Here is a 15,323-nt window from a genome sequence, read left to right on the forward strand (position 1 = left end):
TTTATCCTCTTACCGGGATGTCGTCGTCAAGTACGAGACCGGCCGTCATTTTACCAGTTGCATACGTCGACGTAACCACCAATCGCAGATAACCAAGGTTTCCACGCGGAACAGGTGTCGAAAGTGGCACCTGCGTATACGTTCCCAGCGTCTTGGGCGTCGTGAAGGCGGCATCTGCAGCTGTCTGCAGGACGGTGGATGCCGTGCCTTCGCCAGCATCTTTATCCACGCCCAGAAAAAGTTTCATGGGTTCATAGGATTCCCCTACGCCAACTTTAACGACGTCCGATGTAATATCTGCCGCCGACAATGCCTGTTTGTTGAAAAACATGTTTTCGCCATCAAAAATCATTTTTCTTCCTCCTTTCTTTACGCCTGCGAACGTGGCATTTCCGCGTTCGAGATTGCATCACATTTTTTGATTTCAATGCCCGAGAAGTAGATGCGTGGAACATCGTTCATGAGTTCCTGACGGGTGACATGAACGTTGTTCTTGTCCAGCAGATACGACTCGAACCAGTCATACATATCATCCGATACGTAAAGAACGACCTTCTTGTCACGTGCCTGCAAGTTGCGGATACGGTTCTTCGCCTTAACGAACTTCTCGATGAGTGCCAGCTTTGCTGCTGCCGTGGAAGGCAATGCCGTCGTATCGATATTGGTGACGACTGCGTTAGCACGGATATCCTGCACGGCCAGACCAACTTTCCAGTTGAACAAAGTAACGAGTGCCTGATAATCCAGGCCGTCTGCATCCTTTACCGTCATTTCGCCTAAATCGCGCTGTTTAAGACCTGCTACCGTGTTCTTAGGATAAATGCCTGTCGTCGCATGCGTACCCCAGCCCACGAAGTAGCACGACGTGTTATGAGCGCCTACGTTGGCTGTACCGCCGGCAACAACCTGATACGACGGTTTCGTTTTGTCCGTACCGCCATATTTGTCATAGCGTACAGCAAGTCCGTTGAACGTGTCCGGATCTGCAGCCGTATCGCCGTAGAACATGTTGTCAGCGACCGAATCCGTGAAGCCTGCCACAAATGCCGCGTCTTCACTGCGACGGAAAGCCTCCTTATCCGACGCCAAGGCGATTGCCTCGATATCTACCTGGGAGCGGTCTTCCAGGATGATGCAGGTATCCGTTACCTGCTCCGTCGTGCTCTTGCTGTGTTTTACGCCTCGGTTGATTCGACGGATGGATGGCGTCGGACGGCTCGTGCGGACCGTGGTTTTGTTGCCGGTCAGCAAATTACCTTCCTTCCAGGTGATGTCATCCATAATCGGATTGCTGTTGATGAGCGCCTCGATAATGTAATCGATTCGATCATCCGGCCCTACTCGTTTTCTGAAATCACTAAGTGTCAATGCATCTGCGCCTACAAGAGACATGTTTCATTCCTCCTTATTTGTACAAATCAAAATTCGTATTCGGATATGCGGTCTTATGGCCTGCTGCCGTACCACCAGATACGCCGCGATCTTCTCCGACGAGCTCGCCCACGGCCGCCATCATTCGAATCATTTCAATGCGGTTTCCTGCACCGGTTTCATTCAGTACCGCCCGCAAGCCAGGCACTTTCGTTTCCAGCGCATCAATTCCAATAGCTGCTTTAGCTACGGTTGCGTCAAACTGTGCTCCCAGTTCTTTTTTTGCCGCTTCGCCCCACTGCTGCTGTGTGGCGGTAATCTGCTGCATGGCCATATCAACACCATGCTGTAAATACTGCATACCATAGCTGGCGATGCTTGCCGCCTGTTCCTGAGAGAGTCCCGCTTTACGGGCTACTTCGCCAAAGGCTTTAGCCGATTCTTCGTCGTATTCCATTCCTTCCGGAATTTCAATCGATTTAAAATCATAGGCATCCGGCACGTTTGGCTGATTGGCATTTGGCGTACCCGTTTCTTTTCCTTCTTCGCCGTCTTTGCTCTGCTGGATCCCAGCACCACCCAAGATTGTTGTTCCCGCCGGCGCCTGATTGTTGTTTTCTGCACCAGTTTCCGGCGATTCACTGCCAGTCTCATTTTCGGTTTCTGTGCTGTTTTCTGCACCAGCTACGTCCTCGGCGAAAATCTGCAGGTCAAATTTCCAGTTCAATTCTTTCATCATCATCATTCCTTTCGTTCGGTTTCTGCCGCATCAATGAGATTCTGCTGGCTTTTCATCCATTCATAATATTCTTTCTCGGCTTTTTGTTTGAGTGATAGTCCACCAATATCGATTATGGATTGCTCCACCTGCAACGCCACGCGACGCTCACCTTCATGCAGTATCATTCGATTGGTGTGATCTGCATCTGGCCACGTACTGGCTAACAGATGACATCGTTCGAATAGCCGCATCAGGAACCAACGTCCTTTTTCATCAGACAGGATGTATTCCAGTCCTTCACGATCCTTCTGCATCATTTTACGTTCTGCTCGTTCCGCAGCTTTTTCTGCCGGTGTCATGTACATTGGCTTTTATCCTCCATAGCCTAAATCATCCATTCCCATCATTGCCGTTAACGCAGGGTTCCCATCACGTGCTGCCTCAGTAGCATTTTTAGCGGCTTGTGCCGCTGGTGCTGCTGTCTGTGCTAGTTGCTGTGCCTGCATTAACTGCTGTTGTTCTTGCGCTTGCTGTTGTTTGCGTGCCTGAATTTCGTTGAATTCGTCATCCGAAAGTTTGATTGCCGCCGGAGCTCCAACGAGTTCGAAGTATCTGTTAACCGCTTCGTTCCAATTGACTTTATCCAATATGCCTGGATTGAATTGTGCGGACTGGGCAATAAAGCCTATCGCCTGCTCAATATTGACAAGGCCCGACATTTTTTGTGCCTGCGCAAGTGGGCTGATGTATTCGATTTTGATTTCCTGATTTGCCAGTGTTTCCATAAGTTCTGGATCATCTGGTTCGGGGAATACCCGTGACCGGTCCAGAATGTTATAGACTCGCTCGATAATCCGCCCCAGAAATTCAAACTGCATCCGCTGGACAACCGGGCCCAGCTGCGTCATCTTTTCTTGATTGCGTTCGAGCACCTCACGTGCCGTCATGGTTTTGTCTTCCATTTGGTCAAGCATCATAAATAAATCGGCAGAATAGCTTCGCTTGATTCTTGCCTGTATATTCACGATTGCTTCCTGCAAGTGCTGCAGGTTGCCTCCCACCTGGAATAGTGGTTTGACCGAATCTGGCGACTGCATGAATGTTTTCCCGCCTGGGACTAGATTAATCCCTTTGACGCCTTGGTTGGCGGCCGCTCCCATTGGCGGCTTAACGGATAATTCAACCATCGTCAGCAAGTCTTTCTGCATAAGTTGCAGGGATTTGCTGTCACCTTCGGCAAACCATCCCGGGCCCTTGCCATAAGAATCGGAACCGCAGACAAGGTATCTTGCTACCGGAACCGGCCACTCATAGAAGCCGCCCACATAGAGGAATTCCTCTTTGTCTGAGCCTTCCACGTAGTAGACCGATAGATATGGCAGGTTGTAGCTTCCCAGCTGTCCCGGGATTCCATGACGGTTTGGTTCGACGTACCAGATAACTTTATGGTCCTGTTTGAATCCAGGACCGTTTTCAAGTTCCTGTCGAATATTGAACGGTACGTTTTGCTCGCCGAACTTGTCAACGAGTTGCCGTGCACTCATTCGGTACCGGCGTGCAAAGGTCTGTATGCTTCCGTCTGGGCCGTTTTCCATCATATACGAGCCTACTGTGTACGGAACGAAATGCACACCATATCTTGAATCCGGGAATATCCCCAGCGGTGCTTGACCAAATGCCAATTCCAAATAGCAGCTATGCACGGCCGTGTAGAAGTTCGATTTCTCCAGAACGTCGTTGACAATGTCGATACGCTGGTCCAGCAGCTTACCAAGGTCGCTGTTATCTGATAGTTCCTCGTCTGAAAAGTTCAGACGGAACCATTTGCGGCTTGGTGGAGTAAGTCCGGACATTACGCCGGATGCGAATATCTGATTGGATTCCCAGGCACATCCTTCGTAAATCTTTATGTCTTTTCTATCCGCTGCATTGGATTCATCATCGAGATTGTCGAATTGACCGATATATGGCAATTGATAGTCCCTGATGGCTTTCCAGCGCTTTTGGTAAGGTTCGCGCTTATTTTCCAGCGCTTTAACCTTTCGTTCGATTTCTGCTCGATCTATTTTTATCCGTGCCGCTATGTCGCTGGCACTGACAAGCGATAATTTCGGCGGCTGTCGTGCCCCCTGCTGTGCTTTTTCCATGATATGCTCCTTATCATCCCAATGTTGTTCTATTGCCGCCCATGAGACCTCCGAGAATCGTCTGACGATCCGTACTCAGTTCTGTGCTGGCATGGCCACGCCGCCGTTTCTGAGTGGGCATCCCCGTATCTGTCCCAACATCAGCCGCTTGCACTGCCGTCGGTGCCGGGTCTACTTTGGGCGCCGTATAGTTTGCTGATTTTTTTGTACACATGCTTACACCCCCTTTCAAAATGGGCTGTATTCTGTGTTGCATAGCGTTTCGTTTTCATACGGCGTTATAACGGCAACAGGATAGGCGAATGTCAGCGCTAAGGCGTCAGCTTTATTTGGCGACTGCAATCCGCGCTTTTTCATGTCGTCTTTCGATTCCAGTTGTAATTTCCCGCTATGGTTCATGTATGCTTCCGGTCCCGTGAGGTCGTCTTTCATTTGCTGGTCATCTTCGATACAACCTTCTTTTTGCAGCCATTTTTTCATGTCACCCCACATCTCCGCACGCTTATTCGCGTAATACGAATCTATCGGCTTTTCGGCGAAGGATACCAGCTGCCATTCTCTCCCCAGGACTTTTCCCATGGAGTAAATTCCTGTCCCGTATCCTTGGTCGATGAATACTGCCGCCGCGTGATATTCGTCTTCGAATCTGGCAATAATGCCGGCGATTCGTGCATCGTCATCGTTTTTAGGTTCCGTCAGCAGGTGCTTGTAATAAAATCCCTTGCGCATGACGATTTCCAACGCGTCATTTCCTGTCCACGCTGGATCAACGCCGATTATCACTGGTGCCGGATTGTGTGCTAATGGGCTTACCGCCCGCGCGGCAGCAGCTTCTACAATTGCACTGCTGATGAACTGCGATTCGGACGCTGAAGGGAATTCCCCTTTGACGCGCACTTTGAAGAAGTCGCTGTCTTCTCCCCAGGCATCCGCCCACTTAGCGATTTCTTTCTTGTCACTGATGACAACCGAACGGCTGTCTATCTGACGTGTCTTCCACATGTTACGCGATTTATGGAAGCAGTCGAAGAATCTGCCACTTGTTCGCGTAGGGTTTCCAAAAGCAATCCAGATCTTCTCCGTGTCATTATCCGTCATGGCGCCGTCGGTTACTTCCCAGATTTTGTCAATGATAGCCGAGGCCTCGTCAAAGATGACGAGTATCCGTTTGCCGTGATTGTGGAGACCTGCGAATGCTTCGGTGTTGCGTTCTGACCAAGGGATGGCGTCGATTCGCCACATACGTTCATGGCCAGGCTGTGCACTGAAAAGACTTGTTGCGGTATAAACAAACATGTCCTTGGCCACGAATCGGTCATACCATGTCGCCAATTCCGCCCACGTTTTGGATCTCAACTGTCCGTCGGTATTTGCCGTTACGACTCCGCGTGTATCTTCAAACGTGCTCATGGCCCATAGGATTATCCAGCATACACACGCACTTTTTCCAATGCCATGTCCTGATGCTACCGCTTCACGGATGGCTTCATACGGTGTTTTTAATCCATCTCGGATTTCACCTAGGATATCCAGCTGCCATTCTTGCGGCTGCATGTTTTTCAGCGTTCCTTCTCCCCATGGAAAAGCCGCCCACACCCAGCTGACGGGATCACGAGTGAATGAGGCCAGATATTCTACCAGTTCAAGATTTATCTCCGGTTGTTTCTTTGGCATTTGCTACCCGCTCCCTTGCGGCCGCTACTGCGTCCGATAAGTTGATGTTGACGTTGGCGTTGACTTCGGTTTTGTTATCCCGATATACTTCGGGTTTTGCACCACGCAGCAGTTCTGCTAGCAGGTAATCCGAATATACTTTTCTACTGCCGACTTTTTCGCCTTTGTAGTAGATTGGCTGGCTGTATCCTTCTACTGCCCGCCGATATGCTTCCTCTTCCAGCAAGTCGCCAGCATGCTGTCGAGCTTTTTCAAACGCCCGAGCATATTTTTCGTTCTTCATCCACTGGTAGTGCGTGGTTCGGTCAATCTTACATTTTCGCGCGGCTTTTGATATGCTCCCGCAGCGGATGTATGTCATTAGAAAGTCGTTCTTTTTCTTGTCGTTGATTAACCTGTAGATTTTTTCGGCCATGGTGGAGCCCCTCCTTTCCTTGTTCTTACTGGGCAATGCGTGTTTTTTTGAGGCTGTCAAAAATGTGTGCTCCATACCTGTTGAATTTTTGCACATCGCTTCCGCCACGATAAAAGCCTCACGAGTCCAGCTTTTCTGCCGTCTCATGAGGCTTCTCTTATGCTTTGCTTATGTTATTATCTTAGCACTGTAATCAGGGAATATAGTTCGACCTAAATTATTTTTTCACTCTTTCAGCCTTACTGCTATGTCTGCCGTACACGAGACAATCCTTTTCCACCAGCGCTTTACCTGCTGTTCGGATAGCCATGATTCATTTGGCTTTAATGTCATTTTTTCCAGCCGTGAAAAATATTCCTGCTGTGTTTTGACCACCCAGCCGGGACGCCCGCTTCGGATGTTTCGTCCTTTGCTATTGGCAGCCGCCCGCCGCGCCTCCAAGAAGGCCCGCTCATCGTCCTTCATTGACCGTTCGATGATTTTCACCGCTCTCAGCCAGCGGAATTTTTCGGACCGTCTGTCAAATTCGGCGCCTCGTATGGCCATCCGCTCCGTTGGATTATGGGATTCCAATTCGTTGTGCCGCCCATTGTAACTGACATAGGCATGCCTTGCCAGCTTGTATTTGTTCCATTCTGCTTTGAAGTTCAGCAGGTAATGTTCCGCCTGTAAATGATCTTCGTCAATCCACGCGAATATCCGTCTCGCTTCCTCGTCCAGCTGCATATCGTGTCCCCTTCCAATTCTGAATCTTGATTGCATCATCACTTTGTCTTGCGATATTGCATAGGCTCCACGCTAATACCAACGATAGCAAGGCTAATATCCAGCCTATAAGGCCTCCAACTAAGATTCCCAGTTCATAATCTGTCATTTCGGTTCCCCCTCCCAAGTTATCAAATCCATAGCTCGATACTGATAGGGCGACCCTTCCCGGTAATCATAGTTCAAATGAACCACATCGATGTAATAGCCGTTTTTCAGGAACATGTCATTTAGCTCGTCTACGCGGAATCCTTTATCCAGCCAATCTTTTATGCCCACATCCATTTTTTTGCGAAATGTATCCACATCAAACCCGATTTCATCCGTTATGTCTAGATATTTCACAACATCCATTTCGTTATCTGCAGCTAAACATAATTCGTCATCTTTGAATACGATATACACCATTAGAACTGCACCCCCATATATTTTTTCTTACGGCTTTTTTTATTCATAGTGGATTATCCCTGTTATTTCTCTGATTTTTAACGTCCCGTTTTTCATCCGATGAACGTTTCTATGTTTTCTCTGGCTTATGTCACACATTAAACCATCTGACCGGAATACCGTACTCTTTTTCCTCGGTTCATGGTTTACCGGGCCAATTTTGTCGCCATATTTTTTCTTGAGATAATGCTCCAGCTCCGCTTTATTCATCGTGTATGTCTTGCATTGGCTCATTCGGATTCTACCTCCTCTGCTGTTTTATACGTCAAGGGAACACTGACTTTGCTTTGAATCTGCTGGATGGACCCTTCCACGGGCCACCATTCCCCACGATCTGAGTTCCAATACCAACGGATCGCCTGCTTTGATTCCAGCTCATCAATTTTGTTCTGCAATGCTTCAATGGTTTTTTCTTTCTCAATCAGATTCCTCTCGGCATCTGCCGCCCGCGTGACATGGTCATTCGCTTTTTTCTTCTGCTTTTCAATTTCTTCCAGCAATTCGCTATTTCTTGCTGTCATTTTCCGATAGGCTTTATTTAATTTATCGATTTCCAATTTTTGATTCACTGCTATTTCCGCATAGTATTTTTGGATTTCCGACACCCGCTTTTTGAAGTCCTCACATAGGATTTCATGTTTTTTATCCAATGTCTCGTATTTATCTAGCAGCTTATCGTATTCAAACAGCCCTTTGATGTTAATCATTTGCCTTTTCCTCCGCTTCTTTTTGTTCGTCTGTATGATATCCTCGAATTTCGTTTTTTAGAAATACTTTTGCTTTTTCAAGCTTTATTTCTTTTTCTGTCGCTAAAATCTGCATGAGGGTTTCGACCACTGTTTGCAGGTCTACCGCTTCTTCTAGCAGATGCTCAAGTGTTTTACCTTTTTGTGGGACATTATCCGGCGTATCCTGATAATCTCTAACAGCTATGTATAACTCGCTGTATTCCTCGTTGATTTTCTCCATCATTCTTTCTATCTGTGAATCAATGGGCTGTGTATCATCGACCAACCCTAAACAGGGAACTACGCCTTTATCTTTTAGTACGATCATGCTGTTGCCTCCTCTTTGTGACTGAAATCTTTGTCGAATGTTATGTGTGCTTTTTTGTCCAGCACTTTTTCTAGATCTGCTACCGTTATTTTTCCTTTGGCCATAGCTGAGGTTTCGGCCGCCATGCAGGCTCCTATTTTTTTCAGGCGTTTTGCCTGGAAGTTGTAGACCTCGAACATGGCAAAATACATAATCACGCTGACTTCCTCGATGGTCTTTAGTCGGATTCGATTTTCACGGCTATAGTTTTCTTTGCTGTAGTCGACGTGGTCATAAGTATATTTTGCTTCCTCCTGTAGGATTTTCTCCAGCTCCGCGAATGTAACGTAATTAAGCCGGACACATTGACTTATGCTGGCGGTCTTTTCATAGAACCGGTTAACCCTTGTCTTCCCAAAACCGTATTCTTTATTCAGCGCGTAGCAGAATATGATCAGCATATCGATAATCGTATCCTGCCATAGCCGCGTATCATTCACGTTCTGCTTGTAATATTCGTGAAGCACTTCATTCCTCGATTTCTGGCCAAGGCCAGCGCTATAGTTTACGACTTTCTTGAAATGCTTTAAGTTCTTTCGGTTCGACTTGCGTCTGAATCTACTCATGCTTTTCCTTCCTCTCTGCCGCCCGCAGGGCAAACGCTGCCGGTTCATGGATATAGTCCAGAAATTTTACGACGGAATCATTTTTCACACGCCATTCTTCCAAATCTTCGGCGCTGGCGTATTTATGGCCATAGCATTCTTTCATGTTGGAGAACACGGACCACGGAACCATGAACGTCTTATCCTGTATCCCTGCACACACAAAGCAAATTGCTCCCAGTTCGCATTGATGGTCCATAGATTCTGCCTGCGCTTTACTGATTACATCCTGCCGTATCCGCGCGGTATCTGTGTATTTTGCTTCGAACACGATAGACTGCCCGCCACGCAGCGTTCCATGAAAATCAGGCTGGGCATGCGATATGAATTGCACTTTGGCCATGTTCCTGGCATGGTCCTTGCGGATCACTCGGAATGGTTCCGGTTCCTTTACGATGTAAGCTCGTCCTTTGGATTTATAGTATCTGCAGGCTCCCTCAATCAGCATTTCATGCTGGCGTCCTCGCCCATTGCTCATTGCCGCCCGATAGGAGCGTTTCGCTGACTCGTTATACTCATTCCAGTTTTCCACGCGTTATTGCCTCCTTGTGCCGCAGTCCTATCGGGCATACGATATTCGATTTTGCCATTTCGTCCGGGCTGGTAAATCCATGCTTTGCCGCATGTTCATGCGTGATGAAACTGTAGGCTTCACGACATAGTTTGCAATAACCTGGGACCCAACGGCTTTTCTTCTTGGAATAAGGGAGTATGCTTGCCCGCTTTTGCTTTTTCGCGTTGTAGTTATCTCGTTCTACCATATCCGCCACAATCAGCCCTATGTCACGTCTATTCTTCCGATGCATGCTTGGTAGCCTCCTCATTGCTAAACAACTTTTGCTGGGCACGGTCTCCATCGATGAAACGCCAGCATTCTTCGGTAACGGCATTCAATGCTTGTTCTACTGTGCCTTCACATTCTGCTTCCTCATTGTCGAACGGCCACCACGGGAGATTAAGCTTTAAGGCATTATACGAATTCTTCAGGAATACAGTCCCTTTGATGGTAAAGCTGGTGTCCCCCTCCTCCTTGGGATATTTGAACTGGATTTCATGAACACGAGAATGCATGGAAATCCAATCGCTGTCCATAGCCAGTTCACACATTCTGACCAGATGGAACCGCAGTTCATCCAAACTCGCATCCAGTTCGGGGCGTGCATAGTCTGTGCTGTGCAAGGTCTGTTTTTCTAGTCCCTTTTCCCCAACCTCTTCCCAGACAAAGTCATGAGCGATGCCCTTGTCCGTGGTAACCGTCTTGAATTTCAAAAGTCTCCGCATTAACTACCATCCCTTTCAAAAATTGCAATCTGAAAAGGATATCCGTCGTGTGTCACGCTGTTGTAACTGACCGGTTTAACGACGTGATATCCTTTTGGCGGTTTTATCTCATCCCGGAAAGTTTCCCGGTGAATGATTCGTTTTTTCGGTGCACGACGAACAAGATTTCGACTGGTATCTATCCGTGCGCCATTTTCTTTTTTTGACTGCTTGCTGTAGTAGTTGGCCACCTGCCAGCAATCTATCGCCTGTCCGCCGAACACCTTTAGTTGAACATGGCCATGTGGCCATATCTTTCGGAGTATATCCAGCATTTCTGCATCCGTGCAGAATCTTCCAACCAGCATGTGCGCATGTGGCCTTCCTCGGCCTACCAGATTTTCCAGCACTCGGAAATACTTTAATTTTTCTCCTGACATTTTTTCACAACGCCGCCGCAGCTTGTCCATCATATTCTTGACCGCATGTTTTAGTTCTTCGGCGGTCATCCGTGTTTCCGTCGTGAACGTCAGGAAGAAATCCCCTGCCTGAAAGTTATCGGCGATTAGTCGCATGTTTCTTTCCTGCCGGTGCCGTTCGTTAATCTTCTCCTGCGTCTCTGTCGTCGGCCCCGTCCTTGGTGCTCTCTTCTGTTTTATCTTTGGGTCCTTCGGCATCACATGTACACTGTGATACTTTTTACTGACGATCAACCGCCCATCTTTGGACTTCCATTTTTCTTCGGTATATGCCATTAGCATTGCTCCTCAAAAAAATCTTGTTATCTTGCCTCAGCCCTTTGTGGGACTGCATAAAAATTTAAAAATGCCTCTAAAATTAATCCCTTTATCGAGCTTCAAAGGGGCGCGGCCCCCTGCGAAAAATTTCTATATTATATAGAAGATATATTGATTTGTTGGGCGATATCTGCTATTCTACAAATAGAACAAACACTAACCACTAATTCTCTACTTATGGCGCTGCCCCGCATGGCAGCGCTATTTTTTTGTCTCATGCCAGGAGCCCGAGCAGAATGAAGCATACCGCCAGCAAAAACACTGTCGCGGCAATCCTTGCTGGTCCTTCCCACCGCGCATAGCTTTCCGCCCGCGCCGCCCGAAACCGCCTCTCAAAATCCGACATCCGCTTTTCCTCCTTTATTAAGACTCGCATCCGTTAACAGGAATAACAATCGTATCGGCTACAATCTTGAACTGCTCATCCGTAATGACGATAGTCTCATGCGGGGAGCAGTTCTTTTTCATATACTCAACAACCGGCTTGCAAACCCGCTCCAGCTCCTCAATGTTCACCTGTTTCATGCTCTCAGTTCCTTCCTTTCTGTGATATAATCTCCCCAAAAGGAGGTGTTTATATGCCAGAAAAACTTACTGGTCCTTTCTGCCCATTATTCAGCGCCGCATACGGAAGGAATACCAGATGTATTCAAACTGAATGTGCCTGGTATATCCCCTATGGCGAACTATCCCTAGGCAGTGAAGGACAATGTTCTATCACTCGTTTGACTCGTCAAATCCTGCCCGTGAAAAATCATACTTCACATTTTCGCGGCTAATCGGGAAATTGTACGCGTTGACTGCGTCCGCAAGATTTGACAATATCCATGCTCCTTCATAACGGCAGACGTTATTTTTGATCAGCACATCAATAATTTCGTCTGCTATTTTTTTTGCCTCTGACTCCTTCATGCTCTCAGCTCCTTTTTCTCCAGATCGTGCTGACGCTCTTTGATAAGCTCGCGGATTTCATCGAACTTCCGAACCATCTTCATGCTGTCAATGATACCGAAGTTCCGACGTGCCAATTCTTCATGCAAGAATCGAGACATTCCAATATAGAGGTCGTCCAGCTCGTCATAATTCATGTCGTTAAGCATTTTGTTCTCCTCCTTATCGCGCCAGCCAATAGGCTATCAATCTTCCTTTGCATCCGAACACCGTATCCATAGTTCGGATCAGGTGCTTCCCCGGGTCCCGGCGGCCTGCCTCAATGTCGACGATTGCATGCTTGTTGGTATGGAACACCTCAGCCGCTTTCTCCTGAGACCATCCCCGAAGCTTCCGTAATCTTGCATATGGTGTGACTATCTGAACTACTGTCACATCCCGGAACAAATCACTATCCAACATTGTGTACACCTCCGTATTCCGTTATTCTTTGAGTAGGTCAACCATAGAACCTCTCATTAAAGTATTTCCTGCTCACTCGCCCTCCAATCGTCATATAGCCCTTCTCCTGCAGTTCCTTATTCAGCTGCACGATAATTTCATAGGCCTTTGATTCCTTTACGTCCATCATGGCCATAACGTCTCGAACGTTATACCAGGTTGCCGCTTTTGGCGTCGCTTCCATGTAATCACCTCCTAGATATTCTTGGCTGTCATTACTTTCATGGTTAAGCCCCTTACAACACTTCTAAAGTGTTAAAAACATCAAAAAAAATACACTCCATAGGTTTTCCAATATCCATTTCTAATTTTTTCATGGTTTCAACTTTAGGTTTAGCATCCCCATTCTCCCAACGCGACCAAACCTGTTGTGACACATTGTACTTACGAGCCATCTCCTCTTGCGAGCGTTTGCCTCGATAGGAAATTAAAATTTCTCTCTTCACTTTTGTCCCTCCCTTCATAACACCTTTTAAGTGTTTCTTTCGACACTTATATAATAACACTTAGTAAGTGTGTTGTAAAGTCCCCAAATAAACTTTTTACGTGTTTTTATTTAACAACTATAAGGTGTAAAATAATAATAGGAGGTGTTGATATGTTTTCAACCAAGCTAAAAGAGCTCCGCTCACTAAAAGGAATCACACAGGAAGAGCTTGCAAATATACTGGGGGTACGTCAACAAACCATTGGAAAGTGGGAATCAGCAATTACAGTACCTCGTTTACCCATGCTTCAAAAAATAGGAGCTTTCTTCAACGTCTCAGTAGACTACCTCCTGGGCCGCACCGAGGAGCCCCACACCAATGTAAAGGTCACCCCCTCTACAGACCTCACCCCAAAAGAGGAACGTGAAATAGAGTATGACCTGGAGGATATGATAAATAGCATGGCCTCGGCCGCCTATGAATCGGACAATGGTGAACAGGAGGACATCGAGGCGCTACAAGCCACACTACGAGCCGCCATGATACAAGCCAAGCGTATCGCCAAGAAAAAATACACCCCAAGAAAATACCGGAAGGACTGATTGCATGGATGTAAAGGCAAAGGTAAACCAGCTCATCAAACGATGCGGTACGGATAATCCTGTGGCCATAGCCAAGGAATTAGGCATAAAGGTAATGTATGCACCACTTGGCGGCAGAAAATACGGCAATTACATCAAGTACAAACGGGTAAAGACCATCATCATCGACAGAGATATTCTCCCACCACACCTATTCCGTTTTGTGTTTGCTCACGAGCTAGGACATGCCGTCTGCACGCCAAACGAAAATACCCAATGGCTCGATCAGAACACGCTGGGCGTAAATAGCAGCCGCGTGGAATACATAGCCAACCACTTCGCGACAGAACTACTGCTCAACGACCGCTACCTGCAAGATCACGCCACTTCCAGTATATATGCCCTGGCCAATCAGCAAGGAGTTCCTGAGAGTTTTGTGGGATTTAAACAATAAAAAAATCCGCCCGAGGATGAACGGATACAAAGAAAGGATATGTTTGTATTGAATAATAAAAAAGCCGTCCGATCTGGACGGCTCGTGTCATATGAAAAAGGCCCCCGCGCAATCGCGGAGGCGGGAAGGAGCTTAGTAAGAGGTTAATTTTTTTCGAACACGGGCTTTTAGTACATCATATACCGTCATAAACAAATCCACAATACATAATGTTGCTGCACAGGCCAAGCCAAACGCTATAGTAACCAAGAAAAGCACTGGCAACCATGGTAATACTTCTAGCACTTGTTCCAAAATAATACCTCCCTCGCTTATGGAAAATCTTGATATTTATTTAATTTCAGGTCTTATATCTTTGCTTGTAGCCGTTGTCTCTAAGCTAATCGAGAATCATTTTTCGCTACGTTCTAGACGTAAAAGTTTAATCCAGTCTTTGCGAACAGAATTAGAAACACTTCTTACAATCTATGAACCCCTTCGAATTGGTGAAGTTTTCAACTGGGGCGAAATAAACATTGCTTCTATCACACGTAATTATACCACAGTTTATGCAAACAATGCGGATAAATTAGGATTATTGTCCCCTGCTACTGCCCAAGCTGTTGTCGATGCTTACACCCGTATTTCCGCATTGCTGGACACCTGGGTTTGTTATTCCAAGATATACGATAATGCCATCCAGTATCAACGGGCTAACTACCAATCCAAAACCTTTAATCCAGAATTACATGACCTTTATGTTAATGATGTGATGACTAATCACGATATAACTTATTATATGCAAGAAACCACCATCCAAGCGGTCCGAACAGCAATCGAATGCCTTGATAATGAATAAGCCATGTTTAATCCAGTCCGACATACGGACGATGATAAATATTGATATTTATAAATTCGTATGCTATACTTATGGCAATGAGAAGATTAATTCGCTTTTAGGCATTTAATCACCGGCAAAAGCCCCTTAGCATACGATTCGCGGTCGTTGCTAAGGGGCTTTTGCTTTGCCATCTAGTGTTTCGCGGACACCTTCAGGCTACTGCCGTGACTTGAAGTAACGGTCGTAAATATACGCGGCAATAACGCCACTGACTATATTTACTGCAAATGAGAAGACTAAATCAGACATTTAAGCACCTCCCTTCCAAGAGGTGTCTGCACAGCAGCATGA

The 15,323-nt window shown here is 46.7% G+C and carries 28 protein-coding genes; 3 read left to right on the plus strand and 25 right to left on the minus strand.

The features are described from left to right. Position 1: 1 nt before the first annotated feature. The 24 genes from FZ040_RS02595 to FZ040_RS02700 form a co-directional block, all read right to left on the minus strand. A complete protein-coding gene (locus FZ040_RS02595; RefSeq protein ID WP_149170562.1) occupies positions 2-352 on the minus strand; it encodes a hypothetical protein in 351 nt (116 codons plus the stop codon). Between the two features lie 17 nt (positions 353-369). Continuing rightward, positions 370-1,392, minus strand: a complete 1,023-nt coding sequence (locus tag FZ040_RS02600) for a major capsid protein (protein ID WP_149170563.1) — start codon at positions 1,390-1,392, stop codon at positions 370-372. 13 nt (positions 1,393-1,405) lie between these two features. Further along, positions 1,406-2,110, minus strand: a complete 705-nt coding sequence (locus FZ040_RS02605) for a hypothetical protein (protein WP_149170564.1) — start codon at positions 2,108-2,110, stop codon at positions 1,406-1,408. Between the two features lie 2 nt (positions 2,111-2,112). Continuing rightward, a complete protein-coding gene (locus FZ040_RS02610) occupies positions 2,113-2,457 on the minus strand; it encodes a Bbp19 family protein (RefSeq protein WP_149170565.1) in 345 nt (114 codons plus the stop codon). A gap of 6 nt (positions 2,458-2,463) precedes the next feature. Further along, positions 2,464-4,239 carry a portal protein gene (locus FZ040_RS02615; RefSeq protein ID WP_149170566.1) on the minus strand — a complete coding sequence of 592 codons (1,776 nt, stop codon included), beginning with the start codon at positions 4,237-4,239 and terminating at the stop codon, positions 2,464-2,466. A gap of 13 nt (positions 4,240-4,252) precedes the next feature. Further along, entirely contained in the window at positions 4,253-4,453 is a 201-nt protein-coding gene (locus FZ040_RS02620; RefSeq protein ID WP_149170567.1) for a hypothetical protein, read from the minus strand. Positions 4,454-4,467: 14 nt separating this feature from the next. Continuing rightward, positions 4,468-5,913: a terminase gene (locus FZ040_RS02625; RefSeq protein ID WP_149170568.1), complete on the minus strand. Its 1,446-nt coding sequence runs from the start codon at positions 5,911-5,913 to the stop codon at positions 4,468-4,470. Continuing rightward, positions 5,882-6,475: a hypothetical protein gene (locus FZ040_RS02630; RefSeq protein ID WP_149170569.1), complete on the minus strand. Its 594-nt coding sequence runs from the start codon at positions 6,473-6,475 to the stop codon at positions 5,882-5,884. The genes FZ040_RS02625 and FZ040_RS02630 overlap by 32 nt, the downstream gene beginning before the upstream one ends. A gap of 78 nt (positions 6,476-6,553) precedes the next feature. Beyond that, the gene (locus FZ040_RS02635) at positions 6,554-7,054 is read right to left on the minus strand and encodes a hypothetical protein (RefSeq protein WP_149170570.1); all 501 of its coding nucleotides are present in this window, start codon (positions 7,052-7,054) and stop codon (positions 6,554-6,556) included. 144 nt (positions 7,055-7,198) lie between these two features. Then, positions 7,199-7,501, minus strand: a complete 303-nt coding sequence (locus FZ040_RS02640) for a hypothetical protein (protein ID WP_149170571.1) — start codon at positions 7,499-7,501, stop codon at positions 7,199-7,201. A 269-nt stretch (positions 7,502-7,770) separates the two neighbouring features. Continuing rightward, on the minus strand, positions 7,771-8,247 hold the full coding sequence (locus FZ040_RS02645; RefSeq protein WP_149170572.1) for a coiled-coil domain-containing protein: 477 nt from the start codon (positions 8,245-8,247) through the stop codon (positions 7,771-7,773). Beyond that, complete coding sequence (locus FZ040_RS02650) at positions 8,240-8,596, minus strand: hypothetical protein (RefSeq protein WP_149170573.1); 357 nt, start codon at positions 8,594-8,596, stop codon at positions 8,240-8,242. The genes FZ040_RS02645 and FZ040_RS02650 overlap by 8 nt, the downstream gene beginning before the upstream one ends. Next, positions 8,593-9,201: a hypothetical protein gene (locus FZ040_RS02655; protein WP_149170574.1), complete on the minus strand. Its 609-nt coding sequence runs from the start codon at positions 9,199-9,201 to the stop codon at positions 8,593-8,595. The genes FZ040_RS02650 and FZ040_RS02655 overlap by 4 nt, the downstream gene beginning before the upstream one ends. Beyond that, positions 9,194-9,772 carry a Holliday junction resolvase RecU gene (locus FZ040_RS02660; protein ID WP_149170575.1) on the minus strand — a complete coding sequence of 193 codons (579 nt, stop codon included), beginning with the start codon at positions 9,770-9,772 and terminating at the stop codon, positions 9,194-9,196. The genes FZ040_RS02655 and FZ040_RS02660 overlap by 8 nt, the downstream gene beginning before the upstream one ends. Then, entirely contained in the window at positions 9,756-10,046 is a 291-nt protein-coding gene (locus tag FZ040_RS02665) for a hypothetical protein (protein ID WP_149170576.1), read from the minus strand. The genes FZ040_RS02660 and FZ040_RS02665 overlap by 17 nt, the downstream gene beginning before the upstream one ends. Next, entirely contained in the window at positions 10,030-10,521 is a 492-nt protein-coding gene (locus FZ040_RS02670; RefSeq protein ID WP_149170577.1) for a hypothetical protein, read from the minus strand. The genes FZ040_RS02665 and FZ040_RS02670 overlap by 17 nt, the downstream gene beginning before the upstream one ends. Further along, positions 10,521-11,255, minus strand: coding sequence for a rolling circle replication-associated protein (locus tag FZ040_RS02675; protein ID WP_149170578.1), 735 nt, complete (start codon positions 11,253-11,255; stop codon positions 10,521-10,523). The genes FZ040_RS02670 and FZ040_RS02675 overlap by 1 nt, the downstream gene beginning before the upstream one ends. A gap of 256 nt (positions 11,256-11,511) precedes the next feature. Then, the gene (locus FZ040_RS14190; RefSeq protein WP_255448704.1) at positions 11,512-11,643 is read right to left on the minus strand and encodes a hypothetical protein; all 132 of its coding nucleotides are present in this window, start codon (positions 11,641-11,643) and stop codon (positions 11,512-11,514) included. 17 nt (positions 11,644-11,660) lie between these two features. Then, positions 11,661-11,822, minus strand: a complete 162-nt coding sequence (locus tag FZ040_RS13935) for a hypothetical protein (protein ID WP_187620210.1) — start codon at positions 11,820-11,822, stop codon at positions 11,661-11,663. Positions 11,823-12,014: 192 nt separating this feature from the next. Beyond that, the gene (locus FZ040_RS02680; protein ID WP_149170579.1) at positions 12,015-12,209 is read right to left on the minus strand and encodes a hypothetical protein; all 195 of its coding nucleotides are present in this window, start codon (positions 12,207-12,209) and stop codon (positions 12,015-12,017) included. Next, positions 12,206-12,397, minus strand: coding sequence for a hypothetical protein (locus tag FZ040_RS02685; protein WP_149170580.1), 192 nt, complete (start codon positions 12,395-12,397; stop codon positions 12,206-12,208). The genes FZ040_RS02680 and FZ040_RS02685 overlap by 4 nt, the downstream gene beginning before the upstream one ends. A gap of 13 nt (positions 12,398-12,410) precedes the next feature. Beyond that, on the minus strand, positions 12,411-12,650 hold the full coding sequence (locus FZ040_RS14315; RefSeq protein ID WP_149170581.1) for a helix-turn-helix transcriptional regulator: 240 nt from the start codon (positions 12,648-12,650) through the stop codon (positions 12,411-12,413). Positions 12,651-12,687: 37 nt separating this feature from the next. Then, positions 12,688-12,873 (minus strand): transcriptional regulator, encoded by a 186-nt coding sequence (locus FZ040_RS02695; RefSeq protein WP_149170582.1) that lies wholly within the window; start codon positions 12,871-12,873, stop codon positions 12,688-12,690. Positions 12,874-12,925: 52 nt separating this feature from the next. Beyond that, the gene (locus FZ040_RS02700; RefSeq protein ID WP_187620211.1) at positions 12,926-13,135 is read right to left on the minus strand and encodes a helix-turn-helix domain-containing protein; all 210 of its coding nucleotides are present in this window, start codon (positions 13,133-13,135) and stop codon (positions 12,926-12,928) included. A 152-nt stretch (positions 13,136-13,287) separates the two neighbouring features. On the opposite strand from FZ040_RS02700, the gene FZ040_RS02705 reads away from it, so the two are divergent. Both FZ040_RS02705 and FZ040_RS02710 read left to right on the plus strand, forming a co-directional pair. Then, positions 13,288-13,719 (plus strand): helix-turn-helix domain-containing protein, encoded by a 432-nt coding sequence (locus FZ040_RS02705; RefSeq protein ID WP_149170584.1) that lies wholly within the window; start codon positions 13,288-13,290, stop codon positions 13,717-13,719. A gap of 4 nt (positions 13,720-13,723) precedes the next feature. Next, entirely contained in the window at positions 13,724-14,152 is a 429-nt protein-coding gene (locus FZ040_RS02710; protein WP_149170585.1) for an ImmA/IrrE family metallo-endopeptidase, read from the plus strand. 132 nt (positions 14,153-14,284) lie between these two features. Here FZ040_RS02710 and FZ040_RS13940 read toward each other — a convergent pair whose 3' ends face one another. After that, positions 14,285-14,446, minus strand: a complete 162-nt coding sequence (locus FZ040_RS13940; RefSeq protein ID WP_187620212.1) for a hypothetical protein — start codon at positions 14,444-14,446, stop codon at positions 14,285-14,287. A gap of 19 nt (positions 14,447-14,465) precedes the next feature. Here FZ040_RS13940 and FZ040_RS02715 point away from each other — a divergent pair, with 19 nt between their 5' ends. Then, positions 14,466-14,990, plus strand: coding sequence for a hypothetical protein (locus FZ040_RS02715; RefSeq protein WP_149170586.1), 525 nt, complete (start codon positions 14,466-14,468; stop codon positions 14,988-14,990). Positions 14,991-15,323: the final 333 nt, after the last annotated feature.

Source organism: Pseudoselenomonas ruminis, assembly GCF_008271295.1.
Lineage (GTDB): Bacteria > Bacillota > Negativicutes > Selenomonadales > Selenomonadaceae > Selenomonas_A > Selenomonas_A ruminis.

What these genes read in the sequence shown, in the direction of transcription:
- FZ040_RS02595 (WP_149170562.1), bottom strand. Translation starts at nt 352, where the DNA reads ATGATTTTTGATGGCGAAAACATGTTTTTCAACAAACAGGCATTGTCG.
- FZ040_RS02600 (WP_149170563.1), bottom strand. Translation starts at nt 1,392, where the DNA reads ATGTCTCTTGTAGGCGCAGATGCATTGACACTTAGTGATTTCAGAAAA.
- FZ040_RS02605 (WP_149170564.1), bottom strand. Translation starts at nt 2,110, where the DNA reads ATGATGAAAGAATTGAACTGGAAATTTGACCTGCAGATTTTCGCCGAG.
- FZ040_RS02610 (WP_149170565.1), bottom strand. Translation starts at nt 2,457, where the DNA reads ATGTACATGACACCGGCAGAAAAAGCTGCGGAACGAGCAGAACGTAAA.
- FZ040_RS02615 (WP_149170566.1), bottom strand. Translation starts at nt 4,239, where the DNA reads ATGGAAAAAGCACAGCAGGGGGCACGACAGCCGCCGAAATTATCGCTT.
- FZ040_RS02620 (WP_149170567.1), bottom strand. Translation starts at nt 4,453, where the DNA reads ATGTGTACAAAAAAATCAGCAAACTATACGGCGCCCAAAGTAGACCCG.
- FZ040_RS02625 (WP_149170568.1), bottom strand. Translation starts at nt 5,913, where the DNA reads ATGCCAAAGAAACAACCGGAGATAAATCTTGAACTGGTAGAATATCTG.
- FZ040_RS02630 (WP_149170569.1), bottom strand. Translation starts at nt 6,475, where the DNA reads ATGAGACGGCAGAAAAGCTGGACTCGTGAGGCTTTTATCGTGGCGGAA.
- FZ040_RS02635 (WP_149170570.1), bottom strand. Translation starts at nt 7,054, where the DNA reads ATGCAGCTGGACGAGGAAGCGAGACGGATATTCGCGTGGATTGACGAA.
- FZ040_RS02640 (WP_149170571.1), bottom strand. Translation starts at nt 7,501, where the DNA reads ATGGTGTATATCGTATTCAAAGATGACGAATTATGTTTAGCTGCAGAT.
- FZ040_RS02645 (WP_149170572.1), bottom strand. Translation starts at nt 8,247, where the DNA reads ATGATTAACATCAAAGGGCTGTTTGAATACGATAAGCTGCTAGATAAA.
- FZ040_RS02650 (WP_149170573.1), bottom strand. Translation starts at nt 8,596, where the DNA reads ATGATCGTACTAAAAGATAAAGGCGTAGTTCCCTGTTTAGGGTTGGTC.
- FZ040_RS02655 (WP_149170574.1), bottom strand. Translation starts at nt 9,201, where the DNA reads ATGAGTAGATTCAGACGCAAGTCGAACCGAAAGAACTTAAAGCATTTC.
- FZ040_RS02665 (WP_149170576.1), bottom strand. Translation starts at nt 10,046, where the DNA reads ATGCATCGGAAGAATAGACGTGACATAGGGCTGATTGTGGCGGATATG.
- FZ040_RS02670 (WP_149170577.1), bottom strand. Translation starts at nt 10,521, where the DNA reads ATGCGGAGACTTTTGAAATTCAAGACGGTTACCACGGACAAGGGCATC.
- FZ040_RS02675 (WP_149170578.1), bottom strand. Translation starts at nt 11,255, where the DNA reads ATGGCATATACCGAAGAAAAATGGAAGTCCAAAGATGGGCGGTTGATC.
- FZ040_RS14190 (WP_255448704.1), bottom strand. Translation starts at nt 11,643, where the DNA reads ATGTCGGATTTTGAGAGGCGGTTTCGGGCGGCGCGGGCGGAAAGCTAT.
- FZ040_RS13935 (WP_187620210.1), bottom strand. Translation starts at nt 11,822, where the DNA reads ATGAAACAGGTGAACATTGAGGAGCTGGAGCGGGTTTGCAAGCCGGTT.
- FZ040_RS02680 (WP_149170579.1), bottom strand. Translation starts at nt 12,209, where the DNA reads ATGAAGGAGTCAGAGGCAAAAAAAATAGCAGACGAAATTATTGATGTG.
- FZ040_RS02685 (WP_149170580.1), bottom strand. Translation starts at nt 12,397, where the DNA reads ATGCTTAACGACATGAATTATGACGAGCTGGACGACCTCTATATTGGA.
- FZ040_RS14315 (WP_149170581.1), bottom strand. Translation starts at nt 12,650, where the DNA reads ATGTTGGATAGTGATTTGTTCCGGGATGTGACAGTAGTTCAGATAGTC.
- FZ040_RS02695 (WP_149170582.1), bottom strand. Translation starts at nt 12,873, where the DNA reads ATGGAAGCGACGCCAAAAGCGGCAACCTGGTATAACGTTCGAGACGTT.
- FZ040_RS02705 (WP_149170584.1), top strand. Translation starts at nt 13,288, where the DNA reads ATGTTTTCAACCAAGCTAAAAGAGCTCCGCTCACTAAAAGGAATCACA.
- FZ040_RS02710 (WP_149170585.1), top strand. Translation starts at nt 13,724, where the DNA reads ATGGATGTAAAGGCAAAGGTAAACCAGCTCATCAAACGATGCGGTACG.
- FZ040_RS02715 (WP_149170586.1), top strand. Translation starts at nt 14,466, where the DNA reads ATGGAAAATCTTGATATTTATTTAATTTCAGGTCTTATATCTTTGCTT.